Genomic DNA, 18118 nt, shown 5'->3' with positions numbered 1-18118 from the left:
AAACTAATTTAGAGGAGACACACAACTATGAAGCGAACAACATACGCTGGCCTAGTTGACGAACAATATCTTGATCAAGACGTTGTTTTAAAGGGCTGGGTTCAAAAGCGCCGGGACTTAGGCGGTTTGATTTTTATTGATTTACGGGACCGCGAAGGCATCGTTCAACTCGTGTTCAGTGAAGAATACGATAAGGACGCCTTGGCCGTTGCCGATCAACTTCGGAACGAATACGTCATCGAAATCAAGGGTCACGTTGTGATGCGTGCCGAACACGAAATCAACGACAAGATGAAGACTGGGAAGATCGAAGTTCGAGTAACCGACATCAACTTGTTGAACAAGGCGAAGAACCCACCATTCTACATCCAAGACGACATCAACGTCTCAGACGAACTTCGCTTGAAGTACCGTTACTTAGACCTTCGTCGCCCAGAAATGCAACGCGGCTTGATGATTCGTAACCGGATCACCCAAGCAGTCCACAGTTATTTCGATTCAGAAGGGTTCATTGATATTGAAACCCCTGATTTGACCAAATCCACGCCAGAAGGCGCCCGGGACTACTTGGTGCCTTCACGGGTTTACCCAGGTCACTTCTACGCCTTACCACAATCACCACAATTGTTTAAGCAATTGTTGATGGGTGCCGGCTTTGACCGTTACTACCAAATCGCACGTTGTTTCCGTGACGAAGATTTGCGTGGGGACCGTCAACCAGAATTTACCCAAATCGATATGGAAACCTCATTCTTAGACGCCGAAGAAATCCAAGACTTAACTGAAGGCTTAATTGCTAAAGTGATGAAGGAAACGTTGGACGTTGACGTGAAGTTGCCATTCGAACGATTAGACTGGGACGACTCAATGGCGCGCTTTGGGACCGACCAACCGGACGTACGTTTCGGCATGGAATTGAAGGACTTGGGCGACTTAGTTGACGACCTTGGCTTCAACGTGTTCTCAAACGTGTTAGCTGACGGCGGCCAAGTCAAGGCCATCGCCGTACCAGGTGGGGCTGACAAGTACTCACGTAAAGACATCGACAAATTCGTTGAACACATCGATCGTTTTGGTGCTAAGGGCTTACCTTGGTTGAAGGTCACTGAAGACAACTTCACTGGCCCAATCGCCAAGTTCTTTAAGGACAATGCTGACCTGTACAAGGCCATCACTGAACGGACTGGCGCAAAGCCTGGCGACATGCTGTTGTTTGCTTGTGATTCAAAGCGGGTCGTTGCCCAAACCTTGGATTACTTACGTCGCACGATTGCCAAGGACTTAGACTTGATCGACGAATCCAAGTTTGCGTTCCTCTGGGTCGTTAACTGGCCACTGTTCGACTACGACGTTGACTTGAAGCGTTGGGTCCCAGCGCACCACCCATTCACCATGCCAAAGGCTGGCGACGAACACTACTTGGACGAAGGCGAAGATCCACACAAGGCTTACGCCCAAAGTTACGACATCATCTTGAACGGTCTCGAATTGGGCGGTGGCTCGATTCGGATCCACGACCGTGAGTTACAAATGAAGATGTTGAAGGCCCTTGGCTTTACAAAGGAACGGGCCGAAGATCAATTCGGTTACCTGCTAAATGCCTTAGATTACGGTTTCCCACCTCATGGTGGTCTCGCAATCGGCTTGGACCGGTTTGCCCGCTTGTTAGCTAAGCGTGGTAACATCCGCGATGTCATTGCCTTCCCTAAGAACTCGAAGGCCGTTGAACCATTGACTTCAGCACCAACTGAAGTGTCTGATAAGCAACTGCAAGACTTGAGCTTGTTTGTGAACAAGACTGAAGACTAAATTTGATATCTTGAACGGTACCTGCTTAACGGTGGGTGCCGTTTTTTGTTGTCGTTTGTGTCTAGCGTAAGTGTTGAGTGCGATTTGGGTGCAGGCTGTTTGTCGTCGCTTCGCTCGCCAAAACCGCATTGAAAAGCGCTCGTTCAGGCTGCAAAATTCGGCGCCACTTAAACTGTCATCTCCAGGGTTCCTGAAGTTGTAGAAACTTGTCAACCACGCGCCTTCTGGCCACCACGCCGAATGGTGCTGCGCGAGACTGAGAGCTGCATGTAGGGGCACTTCGATAAAACCGCCAGGCCCGGGCGCTTTCACCGAAGTGCCCCTACATACCGCTCTCAACCCGTCTCGCTCCGCACACTATCGCTGGACATAAGCGATAACAAATTGATAGTTGCAAAACTACTCTGAATAATTTTTGTTATGTTAAGTAGAGAGTGCAATCAGGTTACTGAATTGAAATTAAGTTTCAAAAACAACAGTTGAACCGAATTGTACTAAGCGGTAATCTAAAGAAGATTAAAAATAACTAAGGGCGTGATGCGGAATGTCAGGTCAACGGTCGGTTACAGAAAGTATAGAAGCGTTAAGTCAGTTCGGACAATTGCCGGATGGCTCAGTAACGCGGTTAGTTTACGATGATGCTTGGGTTGCGGCGATGACTTGGTGGTTGCGTCAAGGACAACAGCAGGGGATGCAGGCAACGATTGACAGTTATGGCAACGGTTTTTTAACCTATCCGGGCAGTCAGTCGGGAACGGTTGCTGTTGGATCGCATATTGATTCGGTCCAACATGCCGGTCACTATGATGGCGCATATGGCATCGTTGCTGCCCAACTCGCGATGACGCGGTTGGTGGCACGATTAGGTCAGCCGCAGCGAACGATGATGGCAATTGCGTTTAGCGAGGAAGAGGGTAGTCGTTTTCCGGTTAGCTTTACTGGGTCACGGCATTATTCGGGGGTTGCCGAAACGGATGGCGCATTAACGGATGCAAAAGGCGTGACCTTTAACGATGCCCGGCAACAGGCGGTTCAATCACTAACTGAACACTTTAATCGAACTGAACAGGCGCTTCCCGATGAATTTATGGAACTCCACATTGAACAAGGCCCGCTACTTGAGTCAACCCATGACGATATTGGGGTGGTCTCGACAATCTGCGAGTTAGAGGAGTTTGTCGTTACGCTTACGGGTGAAGCCAATCATGCGGGGACAACACCGATGCATCTTCGTCACGATGCGTTAATGGCTGCTGTTCAGGTCATCAGTCAATTGGACGAGCAAGCGCATCAGGTTGGTGAACCGTTCGTCTTCACAGTTGGTCAGCTTGAGGTCAGTCCAGGATCATCTAACGTGATTCCGGGACAAGTGCGATTTACGATCGATATTCGGCACCCGCAACGACGAGTCGTTGATGAATTTGAACAAGTGATTCGACAACTGTTAGCGGATGTAAATGAGGTTCGGGTTGACTTGAAGCGGGTGACGGCTAGTTATCCAGAAGTTCGAATGGATCCTCGATTAATGGGTCAATTTGAACAAATCTGTCAGCAACGCGGGTTGGCGTACCGGGTCATGCCATCCGGGGCGGCTCACGATACTCAGATGATGAACGCCAAGGTGCCAACCGCGATGCTGTTTGTACCGAGTCATAAGGGCATTAGCCATTCGGTTGCGGAGTATACCTCACCCGAAGCACTGGAAAATGGGGTTCAGGTGTTAATGGCGCAACTGTATCAAGAGTGCTACTAGTGGTGAAATTCTGGTAGTTCTCGGTTAATTACGGTATGATAGAATCATTAACTTTAGAGGTGATTAGAATGAGTGAATCGCGTGAAACGGCAATTTTTGCGGGTGGGTGTTTTTGGTGCATGGTCAAACCCTTTGATACCCAACCCGGCATTGAGAAAGTAATCTCAGGGTATACGGGTGGCACCGTGCCTAATCCAACCTATGATCAAGTGAAGCGCCATGAAACGGGGCATACCGAAGCAGTTAAAATCATTTTTGACCCAACGATTATGTCATATAAACGATTGGTTGAAATTTACTGGCAACAAACTGACCCAACCGATGCGATGGGCCAATTCCAAGACCGGGGCGATAACTACCGGCCAGTGATTTTTGTGAAGGATGCTGCTCAACGTCAAGTTGCGGAAGCCTCCAAGAAGCAGCTTGAAGAAAGTGGTCGGTTTGACGCCCCAATCGTGACGACGATTGAGGACGCCCAACCATTTTATGAAGCTGAGGAAGAACACCAAGAATTTTATCGCAAGAATCCGGAACGCTTTGCGATGGAAGAGGCTGCTGGTCGGGATAGTTTTGTTAAAAGTCACTGGCAGTAACCGGTTCCATGATAATAGAACGCTAAAAATTGTGGTTTAGTCGGCGACCTTAGAGGAGTTGTGATAGACTAATTTAAGGTAACGAGTAACGGGGAGTGACGTAATGTCACTTTCGTAAAGATTAAAGGAGATATTATGGATGACGTACAGCGCTTGATCAAGCGCCACCAGTCAATTGGTAAACTATCGACTGCTTTTATTTACGCAATTTTAGTGTCTGTTGCAATGAACTTTTTCTGGACACCGGGTCACATTTATTCATCGGGGATCACCGGGTTAGCCCAATTGGTGACCACGATAACGGAACGCCAATCGCCAATTGTGATTTCAACGGCCTTGGGGCTGTTCCTATTGAACGTGCCATTATTTATCCTAGCTTGGCGTCAGATCAGCCATAATTTTACGGTGTATACGGTGATCACGGTTTTCTTGGCTAGTTTGATGATCAAGATGATTCATCCAGTTCACTTGACGACTGATCCGATTATCTGTGCAATTTTCGGGGGCGCCGTGAACGGTTTCGGGACCGGTTTAGCTTTGAAGAACGGGATCTCTACCGGGGGCCTTGATATCTTAGGTATCGTGATTCGCCGTAAAACCGGGCGTTCGATTGGGACGATCAACATTGCTTTTAACTCACTGATCATTATTGCGGCCGGTTTTCTGTACGGCTGGCCCTACGCTTTTTATTCCGCAATTGGCTTAGTGGTGAACGCGCGGGTCATGGACATGACCTATACGCGGCAGCAATTGATGCAGGTCATGATTATTACCGACCGACCGAAAACGGTGATCGATTCGATTCAAAATCATATTCGGCGGGGGATTACGATCGTTCACGATGCGGAAGGGGCTTATCACCATGACACCAAGACGATTTTGTTCACGGTGATTTCGCGCTATGAGATGCCTGATTTAGAGGAAGCCATGTCAGAGGCAGATTCTAAAGCATTCGTGAGTGTTTCAGAAATTTATAAGGTACTGGGCCACTTTTATGAGCCTAAACTATAAAAACTTAGCGGTTGACCTAAATGATGGTCGGCCGTTTTTTTGAGACAAGCGCTATTAAATCGTGATGCGACGCGCTTTTGAAGCATGCAATCTATTCAGGCGATAATGCGGATTATGCCCTGAACATGAAGTTAACGTCACACAACTAGATTATAATTTCCTAAAGAGCCTCAAGTCCCGTTACCCGTGTGGTATAATACCATGTTGTGCCCGTTTCACTTGTGGAAACGAGTAGAATGAAAATCAGTGAAATTGGTGATTTGTATTGAAAGTAATCTATATCTGGTTGGTACGGTTCATGTCGATGTTAACGTATTTCGGCCGTACCAAAAGACGCCCCGTTATTTACCTCATGAGTTTTGGCAATAATCTAGGATTTATTCTGAAATTGGCGAAACAATTAGGACAACGCCAGCATTTGATTGTCTTTTACCGACCCAACGTGGCGGTTGAGGCAGCGCAGTTGGCGGCTAACGGGGTCGAGGTAGTACCCTTTAGCGATAATTTACACTTTGTCGCGACGGGGGTGCCAGTGTTAATGCGGGCGCAGTTAATTTTTTGCGATAACTACTATGCCTTTTTAGGTGGCTTACTGCACCCACGGCACGCTAAAATCGTGCAACTCTGGCACGCAAATGGCGCCATTAAACAGTTTGGTTGGGGGGATCCTCAAACGAAGTTGCGGTCTTCAGCTGATCAACGTCGGTTTCAACGCGTTTATGATCAGTTTGATGACTATGTGGTGGCGTCAGAAGCGATGGGAACGGTTTTTCAAGAGAGTTACCGGGTACCGGCGACTCGAATGCAGTTACTTGGGTATCCGCGATCAGACCGGTTTTTGTCAAAAGAATGGCGAGATGCAGCAATTGATCGCATTGACCAAGTGGCGCCTGATTTACGGCACCACCGGGTCATTTTGTACGCGCCAACTTACCGTGAAGACCGAACGTTTGAGTTGTCATCGGCGCTCAAACAGGCGTTGATGGCGGATGACAAGGCCGTCGTCGTGGTAAAACTTCATCCAGTGATGCAGCAAGCTGAACAACAATTTCAGCAAACCGCTAATTCCCGAGTTCGGTTTTACCCGCAGTTATCAACAACGGACCTCTTAACCGTTGCGGAGACGCTGATCACGGACTATTCGTCGGTTGCTTTTGACTATAGTTTGTTACCCACTGCCCATAGTTTGCTATTCTACATGTCAGATTTAGAGGACTATCAACACAATCCGGGGATCCAGCCCAACTTCTTGCGCTGGTTACCCGCGGCACCGTTACGGACGCCAGCTGAACTCAAGCAGGCGATTCTGGCGGACCAGGCCACTGACGTTTCAAAATTTAATCGCTATTGGAATACCTATAATGATGGTCACGCAACGCAACGCGTGGTAGCCCATTACGACCGGTATTTGAACGAGTAGTGAACTTGAAGGAGTGTTAACCTTTGAAAGAGGTCATAACCTTATTTAAAGAGCAGTTTCACAGTTTGGGGATCATTTTCCGGATTTCGAGTTATGAAGACCGGGCAAGTTATCAAAGCCATTATCTCGGGATGGTTTGGGAATACCTTTACCCGTTGATTCAAATTTGTATCTACTGGTTAGTGTTCGGGGTCGGGTTAAAGCACGGTCAAAGTAACGGTGTTGATTACCTGCCTTGGATGATGATTGGGATCACGCCTTGGTTCTTCATGAACCGAGCTACCTTGGATGCGTCAAAGAGTATCTACCAGCGGGTCGGCATGGTGTCAAAGATGAAGTTCCCGGTATCGGCTTTACCAACGATTAAAATCGTGTCTAACCTGAGCTCGTTTTGGACGATGTTAGTGATTTCAGTTGTCGTGAGTCTATTATACGGGATTCGGCCAAGCATCTACTGGTTTGAATCCATCTACTACTTTATCTGCATGCTTGTGTTCTTACTGGCGTTCGGGATCTTTAACTCAGCCGTTTCCGTTTTGATTCGAGATTACCACGTGCTCTTACAATCCGTGATGCGGATGCTGTTTTAATTATCTGGCGTCCTGTTTAACTTTGAATCAGGCGCCTTTCCACCAATCGTTACGCGAATCTTACAACTGAACCCATTCTTCTACGTGGTTTCCGGCTTCCGGGAATCATTGATGGGGCAAGGTTGGTTCTGGCAACGGCCAACGTTGACCTTGGAATTTTGGTTATTCGTGCTGTTCTTCCTGCTCGTTGGGTCGCACCTGCACTACAAATTCCGGTCACGGTTCGTTGATTTAATTTAATTTAGGAGGAGAACGATGTCAATCAAACAACTGAAGCGTCAAGTGATTCAGGGATTGAAGATCGTGATCCGTTATGGACTCATCGTGTTGAACGATGGGTTTATTTGTATCCCGACAAATCCGAAGTTAGTCATGTTTGAAAGCTTTAACGGTAACGATGTCAACGATAACCCGGCCGCAATTTACCGAGAATTGGTGGCAGAACACCCAGAAATGGTTGAAACAGCGTACTTTGGTGTCAAGCCACGGCACTATCGACGTCTGCAACAACAGTATCCGGATATTCAACTGGTAAAGCGGTTTTCGTTGAAGTGGGTGTGGCTAATGGCCCATGCCCGGTACTGGGTCCTGAACTCCCGGTTACCCAATTGGTGGCGAAAGAACCGGGGTACTACGTATATTCAAACTTGGCACGGCACACCGCTGAAACGGTTGGGCGCTGACATTGAACACGTGGCGATTCCCGGCACCACTACTGAAAACTACGCCAAACAATTTACGCAAGAGGCCAGTCGTTGGGACTACTTGATTGCGCCAAATGCTTATTCACGTGAAATTTTTAAATCTGCATTTCGGTTCAACAACCACTTCTTAGCCGTGGGGTATCCTCGAAATGACGTGTTATACCGGGATAATCGCCCGGAAGTGGTGTCGCAGTTGAAAGCCAAATTGGTGGGCGATGCCAGCGCCACGGTGATGACTTATGCGCCAACTTGGCGGGATGATGACGCGATTAAAACGGGGCAATACCATTTCCAATTACCGTTTGATCTGGCAACCTTTTTCAACCATGTGAGTGCGGAAACGGTGTTGGTGATCCGGCCACACTACCTCGTTAAAGACCATATTGATATTCGGGGGTTCGAAGACCGGGTTAAAATTTTAGCGGACGTTGATATTGCCCAGCTGTACTTGATCACCGACTTACTGATCACCGATTATTCGTCCGTGATGTTTGACTTTGCGAACCTAGACCGACCAATGTTGTTTTATGCGTATGACTTATCCCATTATCGGGATCAACTGCGGGGCTTTTACTTTGATTATCAGGCTGAGATTCCGGGACCGTTGGCAACGGATGAGGCGCAGATGATGCAGGCGTTGGACCAATTTGCGCAAGCCGGTGATTTTGCGGCTTATCGACCAAAGTTAGCGGCCTTTCAACAAAAATACTGTGAGTGGGAAACGGGTACGGCAGCCAAACAAGTGGTTGCCGTCATGAATGGGGGATTTCAAAAATGACATTATTAATTGGGTCACACGTCAGCATGAAGGGTAAGGAGATGCTCCTTGGTTCAGCCAAGGAAGCAGCGAGTTATGGTGAAAACGTGATGATGGTGTATACGGGGGCACCACAAAATACCCGTCGCAAGCCAATTGACGAGTTAAACATTGATGCGGGTCAGGCGTACATGAAGGCGCACGGTATTGAACAAGTTGTTGTTCATGCACCTTATGTTGTCAACTTAGGGAACACAATCAAACCCGAAAATTTCCCGTTTGCCGTTGATTTCTTACGCGAAGAAGTTAAACGCGCCCAAGCGCTCGGTGCAACGCAAATCGTACTTCATCCGGGAGCCCACGTTGGTGCTGGTCCAGATGCGGCCATCGCGCAAATCGCAAAAGGGTTAAACGAAATTATTACCCCGGATCAAACGGTTAAGATTGCGTTGGAAACTATGGCGGGTAAGGGGACCGAAGTGGGGATCACCTTTGAACAACTTGCTCAGATCATTGAACAAGTTGACGATAATGAAAAGCTGTCGGTTTGTTTTGATACCTGTCACACGAACGATGCAGGTTATGATATTGTTGGTGATTTTGACGGTGTTTTGAAGCATTTTGATGACGTGGTTGGCTTGGACCGGCTTCAGGTGGTTCACCTGAATGATTCTAAGAATCCGCAAGGGAGTCACAAAGACCGGCACGAACTCCTCGGACTAGGGACGATTGGGTTTGAGGCGCTGAATGCCGTTGCCCATCATCCAGCGTTGACCAGCGTGCCTAAAATCATGGAAACGCCGTGGGTCATTCCTGATCCTGAAAACAAGAAAAAGAAGTTACCGCCATACGGTTACGAAGTGGCGATGTTGCGGCAACAACGATTTAATCCAAATATTGAAGCGAATGTAATTGCGCAAGCAGCCTTTGATGAAGGGTTGTCGTAAGCGTTTGTGAGTGCCGGCTAGTTCTCTGTTTGACGTGAGACTGGCCGGTTTTTGAGTTTTACTGAATGAAAATTGGTCGGCGTAAGCATTGAAGCACACAGCCAATTCGGTAAGTGGAATTTATCGAAAAATATTACGCTAACCGGGATCTAAAAGCAGTATAATAACTGCAATTAACGATAACTTATAAAATCGAGGATAAGCAGATGAATAAGAAACTCGCCATCATCACTGGAGCGGGCGTTGTCATTTTAGCCATTGCGGGTGGGGTGACGTACGACCACTATCGAACTGAACACGCGGTTAAGCAAACCGCAACGCGCTACGTCACGGCATTTGCAAACCAAAAATCAACGCAATTAGCACAACAAGTTGATACCAAGCACTTGAAGGGCTATACAGCTAAATCACTAGCAACGCGAAATACCGCTGCCTTTACGCGGATGGGCGTCAGCAAAATCAAGATTGCCAATCAAACCGTCAAAAAGCAGTCTAGCGACACGTACAGTTTGCGGTTCACTGCGGCCATTACCACTAAAATTGGGCAGTTAAAGCCGCAACACTACCACACCACCATTGTTAAAGATGGCCAGCAGTGGCGAGTACGCTGGTCACCGAAAATGATTTTGCCCAGCATGTCAGGTAAGGACGTCATTCAGCTTCGAACGGTGACGGCCACGCGGGGGCAGATTTATGACCGGAACCACCAACTCTTGGCGAAGAATGGAAAACGGGTTCAGGCAGGTATCATTCCTGGTAATTTAGGTAGTGGCGCCAAACGAAATCAAAATTTACAAAAGATCGCTACAGCTTGGAACGTAAAACTCGCAACCCTCAAAACGTTGGTCAACCAATCTTGGGTTACGCCGAAAACGTTGGTGCCAGTTAAAGTAGTCACCAAGACACCGACATTAGCGGGGGTTGATTATCAAACCGTTGATTCACGCACCTATCCGCTCGGGTCAGCCGCTGCCCAGTTAATTGGGTACGTTGGTCAAGTGACGGCGGATGACATTAAAAAGAATCCACAACTGACGAGTGCCGATGTAATCGGTAAAGCGGGGGTGGAGCAAACCTATAATAAGCGTCTTTCAGGGACCGATGGCGGGGTGCTCTATCTGCAAAATGGGGATGAAACGACCACCTTATTACAGACCCAAGCCCGGCCAGGCAAGGACTTAACGTTAACGATTGATGCTACTCAGCAAAAGAAAGCTTATCAACAACTTGGCAGTAAAGCGGGTAGTGTTGTCACGATGAATCCAAATAACGGACAACTGCTTGTTTTGGCAAGTAGCCCGAGTTACGATCCGAATAAATTCGTGAACGGCATTTCGCAAACCGACTACGATCAGTACGCCAATGATAAAAACTTACCGTTCGTGAGTCGGTTTACCCAACGGTACGCGCCGGGTTCGACGTTTAAAATGCTAACGGCGGCGATTGCGCTACAGAATAGAACGATTACGTCTAAAACAACGAAATCAATCAATGGCTTGAAGTGGCAAAAGGATGCCAGTTGGGGGAGCTATCAAGTCACGCGGACGGTTGCGGATAGTCGTGAGAACATGACACAGGCGTTGGTGAACTCCGATAATATCTGGTTTGCTCAAGTTGCGTTGAAGATGGGGGCGAGTGCTTATTTGAAAGGGCTTGATCCATTATTCAAGACGCAGAGTAGCTTACCGCTCACGATGACCAAAGCACAGATTTCTAATTCTGGGAAGCTTGATCGCGATACCTTACTGGCGGATACGGCGTATGGTCAAGGACAACTCTTGCTGTCGCCGATTCAACAGGCAACCATGTATTCGGCCATTGCTAACCACGGTATCATGCAGCAGCCAACCTTGATTAAGGGGGTTAAGGCCAAACGAACGCGAGTCTTTGCAGCACAGGATGCGGCTAAGGTTGAAACGGCTTTAACCCACGTTGTTTCTGATGCGACTGGTACCGCTCACGGCTTAGCGTTGTCTGGCCACACCATTGCGGCCAAGACTGGAACGGCGGAATTGAAGCAAACACAAGATACCAACGGTAAGACGAACGGGTTCTTAGCGGTGATGGATGCTGACAAAAACACGTATTTGACGGTGAGTTTGATGGAAAATTCCGATAGTGGGACGTTAGTAACGGCGATGAAACCGTACGTTAAAACGTTGTATTAGTAATAATTTGAAAATGAATAAAGCACGTTGCAGCTTCAGTTGAGAAGTTGCAACGTGCTTTTTTGGTTATTAAGGCTTAAAGTTGCTTGTGCTTAACGCAACAAGTTAGCGTATTCTGGATTCTTTTCAAAGAACGCCTTAGCATATGAGCACTCTGGCACGATCTTCAAATCATAAACCTGCGCAAAGGTGATGACGCGCGCAATGAGTTGACGGGCGATGCCCTTGCCACGGAATTGACCGTCAACCACGGTGCTTTTAATGACAATTGTGGTGTCGTCTTGATACTCAAATTTAACTTCGGCAACAATTTGATCATTATCGTCTTTGTGGAAAAAGTGACCGGGTTCTAATTGCAGTGACAGGGGATCCGTACTTTCTTCCAAAACGTTGTTTACACTGTCAGCCAGTGACGTCAACGTTAATACCCGAACCAGAGCCCGGATGCCGGATTGCAGGTAGTCTAAGGTGCCTTGATTTTTCACTAAATCGTGTTCATCAAACATCGTGTTGGTATGACCGATATACATTTCAGGCCGTTGAACCGGGATGATGTTTAAGGTAGTGAAGGTTTGGCGAAGGTGATGGTTGGCACCATAGCCGCCAGCTGATCCAATTGAATTAGAGACAACTAGCGCTGGTTTGCCGTAAAAATGATTGCCTGGCCGTGAGCCGATATCCATGGCGTTTTTAAGCACGCCTGGAATGGAGCGGTTATATTCTGGGGTTACGATTACCATGGCATCGATGGCATCGACTTGTTCCCGGAAAGTCACCCAAGCTGCTGGCGTTGGTCCCTCAACGTCAAGGTCGTCGTTAAATAAGGGCAGTTGGCTGATGTCAAGCATTACTGGTTGCATGTCGCAAGGTAATAGTGTTGCCAGCGTCTTCGCTAATTTTTTAGAGTAGGACCCGCGACGCAAACTCCCAACTAAAAAGCCAATTTTTTTCAAAATCATCACTCCTACGTTAGATTTATGATGGCTACAATGAATCAGAAATCGAATTAATTAACCGCTTTCATTTTACTCGATTTAAGCTGATTTGAGTAGGCTTCGCTGGAATTTAACAAAAATTCGCTAAGGAACCATAAAAAATAGCAGTTGCTCAACAAACAACTGCTACTTAATGTGAGATTAGTCACGAATGGTGTCAACTTCTGCTGGTTCAAGGTTAAGACTTTCGAGAATCAAGGTTGCCGTTTCCTCGATGGACTTGTTGGCAACGTTGATCTTTAGGCAACCGATCTTCTTGTAAATCTCATCGGCATATTCCAGTTCTTGCTTGATTTTTTCGGTGTCAGAGTAAGCACTCTCGGCTGGTAAACCGTATGAGATCATCCGTTGTTGCCGGATGCGCCGAAGTACTTTGGGACTATTGGTGAGACCGATGATGTTTTTAGGGTTGACCTGCCAGATTTCATCGGGCAACTGTGACTTTGGCGAGAGTGGTAAGTTGGCCACCTTGATTCCCCGGTTGGCTAAGAAAAGCGACAACGGCGTCTTAGATGTCCGGGAAACGCCTAGAATCACAAGATCAGCCTTCAACAAACCAGCTGGATCTTTACCATCATCGTAAGCCACCGCGAATTCCATGGCGCTGATGCGGTCAAAGTACGTATCGGTCAGGTTATGGTTCATGCTTGGAATCGAGGCGGGTTTGACGCCACTGCGGTTTGCCAAAACGGCCATCGCTGGTTGGATACAATCAAATGATTGCAGGTTGTGCTTAGCCGCAAAGTCGGCAACCTGTTCGCTGAGCGGATGCGTCACAAGCGTGTAGTAAAGGACGGCGTTGTTCTTCGCAGCGAGGTTTAAAATGCCGCTCAGAATCGATGCGGTTTGGATGAACGGAAACCGTTGATACTTCACTTTTAAATCGGGAAACTGAGCCACTGCCGTTTGCGCAACGGTTAGCGCAGTCTCACCGGATGAATCGGAAATCAGAAAAATTTCAATTTCAGGTGTCTCTGCCATAAAGCTGATGCCTCCATGAATTGCGTTTAACTTTATTCTACCATAGTCAACGATATTAGGCTGATTCTGACAGTGGGTTGCGGTGGTTTGACGATCAAAAGGCCATTATGCGAACGTCGTTAATAAAAGTTATAAAAAGTTGAGATAAAATGTGAACAGTTATTGACGGGGAGACCTTTGGTAGGTATAATTAAAAAGAACTGTTGGAACGAGTGCTTTTGTGTTGCTTGATTTCAGACGGTTACTACTTGAGCTCGGAGGGAGGGATTTACATGACAAAGACAGTCGTTCGCAAAAACGAGTCTCTTGACGATGCTCTTCGGCGCTTCAAACGAACCGTTTCAAAAAGCGGTACTTTACAAGAATACCGTAAACGTGAGTTTTATGAAAAGCCAAGTGTTAAGAAGAAATTAAAATCAGAAGCAGCAAGAAAACGTAAGAACAAGAAGCGTTTCTAATTGCTTTTAAAAAGTCCCTGTTTCGATGGGGACTTTTTTTGATGGCTTTGAACGATTGAAGCGTGAAGTGTCCTATTTGACCAAATACGGGTATAATAGGAGTGACAAGTCATCATGAAAATTTTGGGGAGGTTCCAACAATGTCATTATCAGATACATTAACTGAAGATTTGAAAACGGCCATGAAGGCCCACGATAAGGTTGCTTTGAACGTGATTCGAATGATCAAAGCATCTTTAACGAACGAACGGGTAAAGTTGGGTCATGACTTGACCGACGACGATGAGTTAACCGTTTTGTCACGGGAACTCAAGCAACGTAAAGAATCACGCGAAGAATTCGCCGCTGCCAACCGCCAAGACTTAGTTGACGGGTTGGATGCTGAAATCGCACTCGTTGAAAAGTACGCGCCAAAGCAATTGAGCGAAGACGAAGTGAAGCAAATCGTGACCGATACGGTTGCTGAAGTCGGCGCCAGCTCAATGGGCGACTTTGGTAAGGTCATGGGTGCCGTAATGCCTAAGTTAAAGGGTCGCGCTGATGGCGCTATCGTTAACAAGACGGTTAAGGCACTGTTGAGCAAGTAAGTTAGAATTAATTTTTAAAAGGCCCGGAACAACGACGGTTGATCGTTGCTCCGGGCCTTTTTGAATTAAAATGAACGTAATCGTTTTGGAATGGTGTAATGATGCTTCGTTTTAAAATGAGTGAATAGCATAGTGCCATCAACAATCATAACTCGGTGATATTTACCGTTAATTTTCATTTTACCACCACGGTAAACGCTGTTGCCGCCCTCAGAGCGAGAATCCATAATGCTCCAACTATGGTGAGCTCGATTGTAGCTATCGACTTCGAGATGATTACTGGTTATATATTGATGTCCGCCATATATATAATCATTATAGCGAAAAGTATGTGCGGTAATTTTTGCCCGTTGCCAACCACCGTTATAACAATACCAAGTTCCACGTAAATAAGACGGTGTCGTGTGATATACTTTTTGCTTAGCCTGAGCTGAAGTAGGACTGAAAGTAGACACTCCTAATGTTAGACTGAATGCTAAGATTCCTAAAACCAATTTACCTTGCAATGTAAAAACCTCCTCAGTAGATAGTTTTAGTATAATCTGGGGAGATTGGCGGGTAAAGATAGAATTTTCGGCCACTAATCTTTGTTTTAAATTATCGCTTTTGTTATCTCAAAAATCTATGATTTACTGAGATAGTTCAAAAAAATTAAATAAAGTGACGCCGCCAAACAACGTCAATCAACTAGAATTGCTTATCATTGATGACATCGGCTCCCAGAAAGACCTAGGCTACTCGGATATATGAGCTATTAATTAATTACTTTGACACAAACGGGTTCTGGCACTTTGATTTTGTCAATAACAGTTAAACGACCAGTTGTTTTATCAATTCTAAACGTTACCACAGAGTTACTTCTTTGATTACCAACAACGAGATATTGGCCATCTGGGGTTAAGCAAAAATCTCGTGGAAAAACGCCGTGACAACTGACAATATCAATTAATTGAAGGTGAGGGCCAGTACTGATTCGTTGAATTTGATAGATAACAATTGAATCATGACCGCGGTTTGAAGCGTACAAAAATTGACCATCGGCTGATAATTGAATGGCACCTCCACCGGTATTACCGATCCAGTCATCAGGGAGGGTACTAATAAGTTGTCGTTGAGTAAACGTGCCGGTATCCGATGAGTAGTGTAATACTGCCACTTGACTTGCTAGTTCACCTAATACATATGCATCGTTATCGGTATGTCGATCAAAGTAAAGTTGTCGGGGGCCAAAACCGGGACGTGTTCGGAAGCTGGCGACTTGCTTACCTAATTGACCTGTGCTCCTATCGAAATCGTAGGTCAGTATTTCATCTGTTCCCAGATCTAGTACTAACAGACGGCCATCAGGTGCTAAAGTCATAAAATGCACGTGACTGGTGGTTTGTTGTGGGAGGACGCTGCTTCCACTTCGCTGGAGCTGATCGGTCAGGGTGATTTGACCATCTCGAGTTAATTGATAGATTTGACCAACGCCAGTTTGATAGTTGCTGACTAAAACTAAATTATCTAGTACATGGACATGGACCGGAGTGGGACCACTGGTTGTAGCTTGGTCTAACGGTAGTAACGGTTTGTAATCTTCGAGTTTGTAATTAAAGACGCCGCCACGTTGGTCGATACGACCTACTGTCAGTAATTGTTGGTCAGTGGTGAGGTCGAAGTAGGTTGGTTCCTCTAAATGACTAATTTTGATTGGGTCCGTTAACTGACCCGTTTCCGGGTTTAGATTACTAGTAAATAAGCCTTTGGTGTAAGTTCCAAAAATGAGTTGCATTAAGTATGCCTCCTAATTAAACATTGCAGCGGCCAACAGCAGATTTAAAATGCTACTGATCCAGCCGAATGGTACACCAGTTTTCAAGAACTGTTTTACTTCCAACTGGTAGTTTTCAACGATCCATAAATTCCATGATTGTGTGATACAAGTAGAAATAGCAATCGAGACACCGGGTACTAGAATTACGGCAAAGGCAAAGTATTGATTAAAGAAACCAGTAGCTGCTAATACGGCGGCAGTGGCAGAACCGGCGCCCCAAACCATTAACGGTCCCCGGAATAGTGCCAGTGGCGCTAAGATACCGAATGCGATTGCTAAAACCCAAGGATTGTGAGGAACGATGGCTTGAAGAATTCCACTGAAGCGGGCCGTATTTTTTACGGCCGCGGCACTGAACATGGTTAGGAAAAGTAACATGATGATCAATCCTGAAATGTCGGTGATAGCTTGTTTGATAGTGTCATTGATAATTTTCATGGCACCTTTATAACTCTTTAGTTTGCCAGTAATTAATAGGACTAAGAAGATGGAAATCATTAAGGCCGGAATTGGCTGCCATTGAAAGGCTAAGTTCATGAAAACCGGAAAAATAGGTAAGATATACGCAATTTTTGGTACTCTTTTTTTGTCTGGTTCGGTAGACGTTACGGCTTCAGATGGTGCTTCGTTTTTATGAATTGACTTTGCATGTAAGAGAATAAAGACAACAACGACCAGCATTTGAATGAACATTGCGGAGAATCCGTAAGTCAGGTATTTGGCACCGTAAATGACTTTGGGAAAGAACAATTGCAGTTGTTTGATAATTACAATGTTGACGTACATGGGTGCGCCGATTGACATTACAAAGGCTGTAATAGCAACATTCTTAGATAATCCGAGAGATTCTAGAATTGGTAGCAGAATAACAGAGATTGCAATCACGGCGCCAACACCATAAGAACTCGTAAAAATAAAAGCGGTTACAAAACAAATTAGAATAGTCGCAGTGATTGGTCGTTTATAGCTCACCTTAACAGTTTGTTCACTGATTTCGCCCGCGATGCCTGTATCCACTAATACGCGACCAAACCATGAACCAAAAACAATGACCATGATCGTTGAACCATAATCCAATGCAGGTTGTGAGAAGATATTGTTAATGGCCTCTTTATACGGTATGCCCCCGATAACCGTCCATAGTAGCGCCATAACCAAAAAGCCAATCATGATGTTACCACCACGCATAACAAAAATGATGAAACCCACGAATGTGAGTAGTAATAATAACCCAATGATGGTGTTTAACATAGCTAGTCCTCCTTAACTGATATTTTTATCGTTAAGGAAACCGGTAAACCTAAAAGTGACTTCAGTATACAGGATAACTTTGCTCACTGTCAAACATAAATCTAAAAATTAATTATTTTGCTTGTTTGGTAGAGGTGGTTAGTTTGTCGAAAAGGCCACAATTGCTCGCGCTTTAAAAATATAAAAGTGCTGGATATATTGACCTGAATTATTCATACCTTTCAAAAAAGTCGTCAGTTTTCATGTTTTTCAAAAACTGACGGCTTTTGATCTTGCTT

The 18118-nt window shown here is 45.9% G+C and carries 15 protein-coding genes and 2 pseudogenes; 11 read left to right on the top strand and 6 right to left on the bottom strand.

What is annotated here, in order from left to right:
• The first annotated feature begins 27 nt into the window (after positions 1–27).
• From aspS to pbp4, 9 genes and pseudogenes are all read left to right on the top strand, one after another.
• Positions 28–1809: an aspartate--tRNA ligase gene (gene aspS, locus ACYVR3_RS09315; protein ID WP_057152203.1), complete on the top strand. Its 1782-nt coding sequence runs from the start codon at positions 28–30 to the stop codon at positions 1807–1809.
• A 544-nt stretch (positions 1810–2353) separates the two neighbouring features.
• Positions 2354–3562 (top strand): hydantoinase/carbamoylase family amidase, encoded by a 1209-nt coding sequence (locus tag ACYVR3_RS09310; RefSeq protein ID WP_461244014.1) that lies wholly within the window; start codon positions 2354–2356, stop codon positions 3560–3562.
• Between the two features lie 68 nt (positions 3563–3630).
• Complete coding sequence (gene msrA, locus ACYVR3_RS09305) at positions 3631–4155, top strand: peptide-methionine (S)-S-oxide reductase MsrA (RefSeq protein ID WP_461244013.1); 525 nt, start codon at positions 3631–3633, stop codon at positions 4153–4155.
• 135 nt (positions 4156–4290) lie between these two features.
• Entirely contained in the window at positions 4291–5166 is an 876-nt protein-coding gene (locus ACYVR3_RS09300) for a YitT family protein (protein ID WP_054732974.1), read from the top strand.
• Between the two features lie 298 nt (positions 5167–5464).
• Complete coding sequence (locus ACYVR3_RS09295; protein WP_461244046.1) at positions 5465–6586, top strand: CDP-glycerol glycerophosphotransferase family protein; 1122 nt, start codon at positions 5465–5467, stop codon at positions 6584–6586.
• A 23-nt stretch (positions 6587–6609) separates the two neighbouring features.
• A pseudogene (locus ACYVR3_RS09290) lies at positions 6610–7416 on the top strand (ABC transporter permease).
• Positions 7417–7431: 15 nt separating this feature from the next.
• Positions 7432–8658 (top strand): CDP-glycerol glycerophosphotransferase family protein, encoded by a 1227-nt coding sequence (locus tag ACYVR3_RS09285; protein ID WP_461244012.1) that lies wholly within the window; start codon positions 7432–7434, stop codon positions 8656–8658.
• Positions 8655–9584, top strand: coding sequence for a deoxyribonuclease IV (locus tag ACYVR3_RS09280; protein WP_461244011.1), 930 nt, complete (start codon positions 8655–8657; stop codon positions 9582–9584). Before ACYVR3_RS09285 ends, ACYVR3_RS09280 begins: the two co-directional genes overlap by 4 nt.
• A 206-nt stretch (positions 9585–9790) precedes the next feature.
• Complete coding sequence (gene pbp4 / locus ACYVR3_RS09275; RefSeq protein ID WP_461244010.1) at positions 9791–11752, top strand: penicillin-binding protein PBP4(5); 1962 nt, start codon at positions 9791–9793, stop codon at positions 11750–11752.
• A 92-nt stretch (positions 11753–11844) separates the two neighbouring features.
• Here pbp4 and ACYVR3_RS09270 read toward each other — a convergent pair whose 3' ends face one another.
• From ACYVR3_RS09270 to ACYVR3_RS09260, 3 genes and pseudogenes are all read right to left on the bottom strand, one after another.
• Positions 11845–12138 carry a GNAT family N-acetyltransferase gene (locus ACYVR3_RS09270; RefSeq protein WP_461244045.1) on the bottom strand — a complete coding sequence of 98 codons (294 nt, stop codon included), beginning with the start codon at positions 12136–12138 and terminating at the stop codon, positions 11845–11847.
• A gap of 45 nt (positions 12139–12183) precedes the next feature.
• Positions 12184–12708, bottom strand: a pseudogene (locus ACYVR3_RS09265) (NADPH-dependent FMN reductase); the annotation flags it as partial.
• A 180-nt stretch (positions 12709–12888) separates the two neighbouring features.
• Positions 12889–13728, bottom strand: coding sequence for a pyruvate, water dikinase regulatory protein (locus tag ACYVR3_RS09260; RefSeq protein WP_054732977.1), 840 nt, complete (start codon positions 13726–13728; stop codon positions 12889–12891).
• 272 nt (positions 13729–14000) lie between these two features.
• Here ACYVR3_RS09260 and rpsU point away from each other — a divergent pair, with 272 nt between their 5' ends.
• Together rpsU and ACYVR3_RS09250 are read left to right on the top strand one after the other, a co-directional pair.
• Positions 14001–14186, top strand: coding sequence for a 30S ribosomal protein S21 (rpsU, locus tag ACYVR3_RS09255; RefSeq protein WP_054655423.1), 186 nt, complete (start codon positions 14001–14003; stop codon positions 14184–14186).
• 140 nt (positions 14187–14326) lie between these two features.
• Positions 14327–14773 carry a GatB/YqeY domain-containing protein gene (locus ACYVR3_RS09250; protein ID WP_054732980.1) on the top strand — a complete coding sequence of 149 codons (447 nt, stop codon included), beginning with the start codon at positions 14327–14329 and terminating at the stop codon, positions 14771–14773.
• A gap of 65 nt (positions 14774–14838) precedes the next feature.
• Here the strand turns inward: ACYVR3_RS09250 and ACYVR3_RS09245 are convergent, their stop codons facing one another.
• From ACYVR3_RS09245 to ACYVR3_RS09235, 3 genes are all read right to left on the bottom strand, one after another.
• Positions 14839–15279: a hypothetical protein gene (locus tag ACYVR3_RS09245; protein ID WP_461244009.1), complete on the bottom strand. Its 441-nt coding sequence runs from the start codon at positions 15277–15279 to the stop codon at positions 14839–14841.
• A gap of 248 nt (positions 15280–15527) precedes the next feature.
• Positions 15528–16547, bottom strand: a complete 1020-nt coding sequence (locus ACYVR3_RS09240) for a lactonase family protein (RefSeq protein ID WP_461244008.1) — start codon at positions 16545–16547, stop codon at positions 15528–15530.
• A 12-nt stretch (positions 16548–16559) separates the two neighbouring features.
• The gene (locus ACYVR3_RS09235) at positions 16560–17840 is read right to left on the bottom strand and encodes an SLC13 family permease (RefSeq protein WP_461244007.1); all 1281 of its coding nucleotides are present in this window, start codon (positions 17838–17840) and stop codon (positions 16560–16562) included.
• Between the last annotated feature and the right edge of the window lie 278 nt (positions 17841–18118).

The organism is Secundilactobacillus muriivasis, from assembly GCF_054785195.1.
The sequence above is the reverse complement of the archived record's forward strand: the minus strand, read 5'-3'. Positions and strand labels throughout refer to the sequence as shown.

Bases quoted from the DNA above. Each gene is read 5' to 3' on its own strand.
- ACYVR3_RS09285 (WP_461244012.1), top strand. From the start codon at position 7,432: ATGTCAATCAAACAACTGAAGCGTCAAGTGATTCAGGGATTGAAGATC.
- pbp4 (WP_461244010.1), top strand. From the start codon at position 9,791: ATGAATAAGAAACTCGCCATCATCACTGGAGCGGGCGTTGTCATTTTA.
- aspS (WP_057152203.1), top strand. From the start codon at position 28: ATGAAGCGAACAACATACGCTGGCCTAGTTGACGAACAATATCTTGAT.
- ACYVR3_RS09235 (WP_461244007.1), bottom strand. From the start codon at position 17,840: ATGTTAAACACCATCATTGGGTTATTATTACTACTCACATTCGTGGGT.
- ACYVR3_RS09250 (WP_054732980.1), top strand. From the start codon at position 14,327: ATGTCATTATCAGATACATTAACTGAAGATTTGAAAACGGCCATGAAG.
- ACYVR3_RS09280 (WP_461244011.1), top strand. From the start codon at position 8,655: ATGACATTATTAATTGGGTCACACGTCAGCATGAAGGGTAAGGAGATG.
- rpsU (WP_054655423.1), top strand. From the start codon at position 14,001: ATGACAAAGACAGTCGTTCGCAAAAACGAGTCTCTTGACGATGCTCTT.
- ACYVR3_RS09295 (WP_461244046.1), top strand. From the start codon at position 5,465: ATGTCGATGTTAACGTATTTCGGCCGTACCAAAAGACGCCCCGTTATT.
- msrA (WP_461244013.1), top strand. From the start codon at position 3,631: ATGAGTGAATCGCGTGAAACGGCAATTTTTGCGGGTGGGTGTTTTTGG.
- ACYVR3_RS09300 (WP_054732974.1), top strand. From the start codon at position 4,291: ATGGATGACGTACAGCGCTTGATCAAGCGCCACCAGTCAATTGGTAAA.
- ACYVR3_RS09240 (WP_461244008.1), bottom strand. From the start codon at position 16,547: ATGCAACTCATTTTTGGAACTTACACCAAAGGCTTATTTACTAGTAAT.
- ACYVR3_RS09260 (WP_054732977.1), bottom strand. From the start codon at position 13,728: ATGGCAGAGACACCTGAAATTGAAATTTTTCTGATTTCCGATTCATCC.
- ACYVR3_RS09310 (WP_461244014.1), top strand. From the start codon at position 2,354: ATGTCAGGTCAACGGTCGGTTACAGAAAGTATAGAAGCGTTAAGTCAG.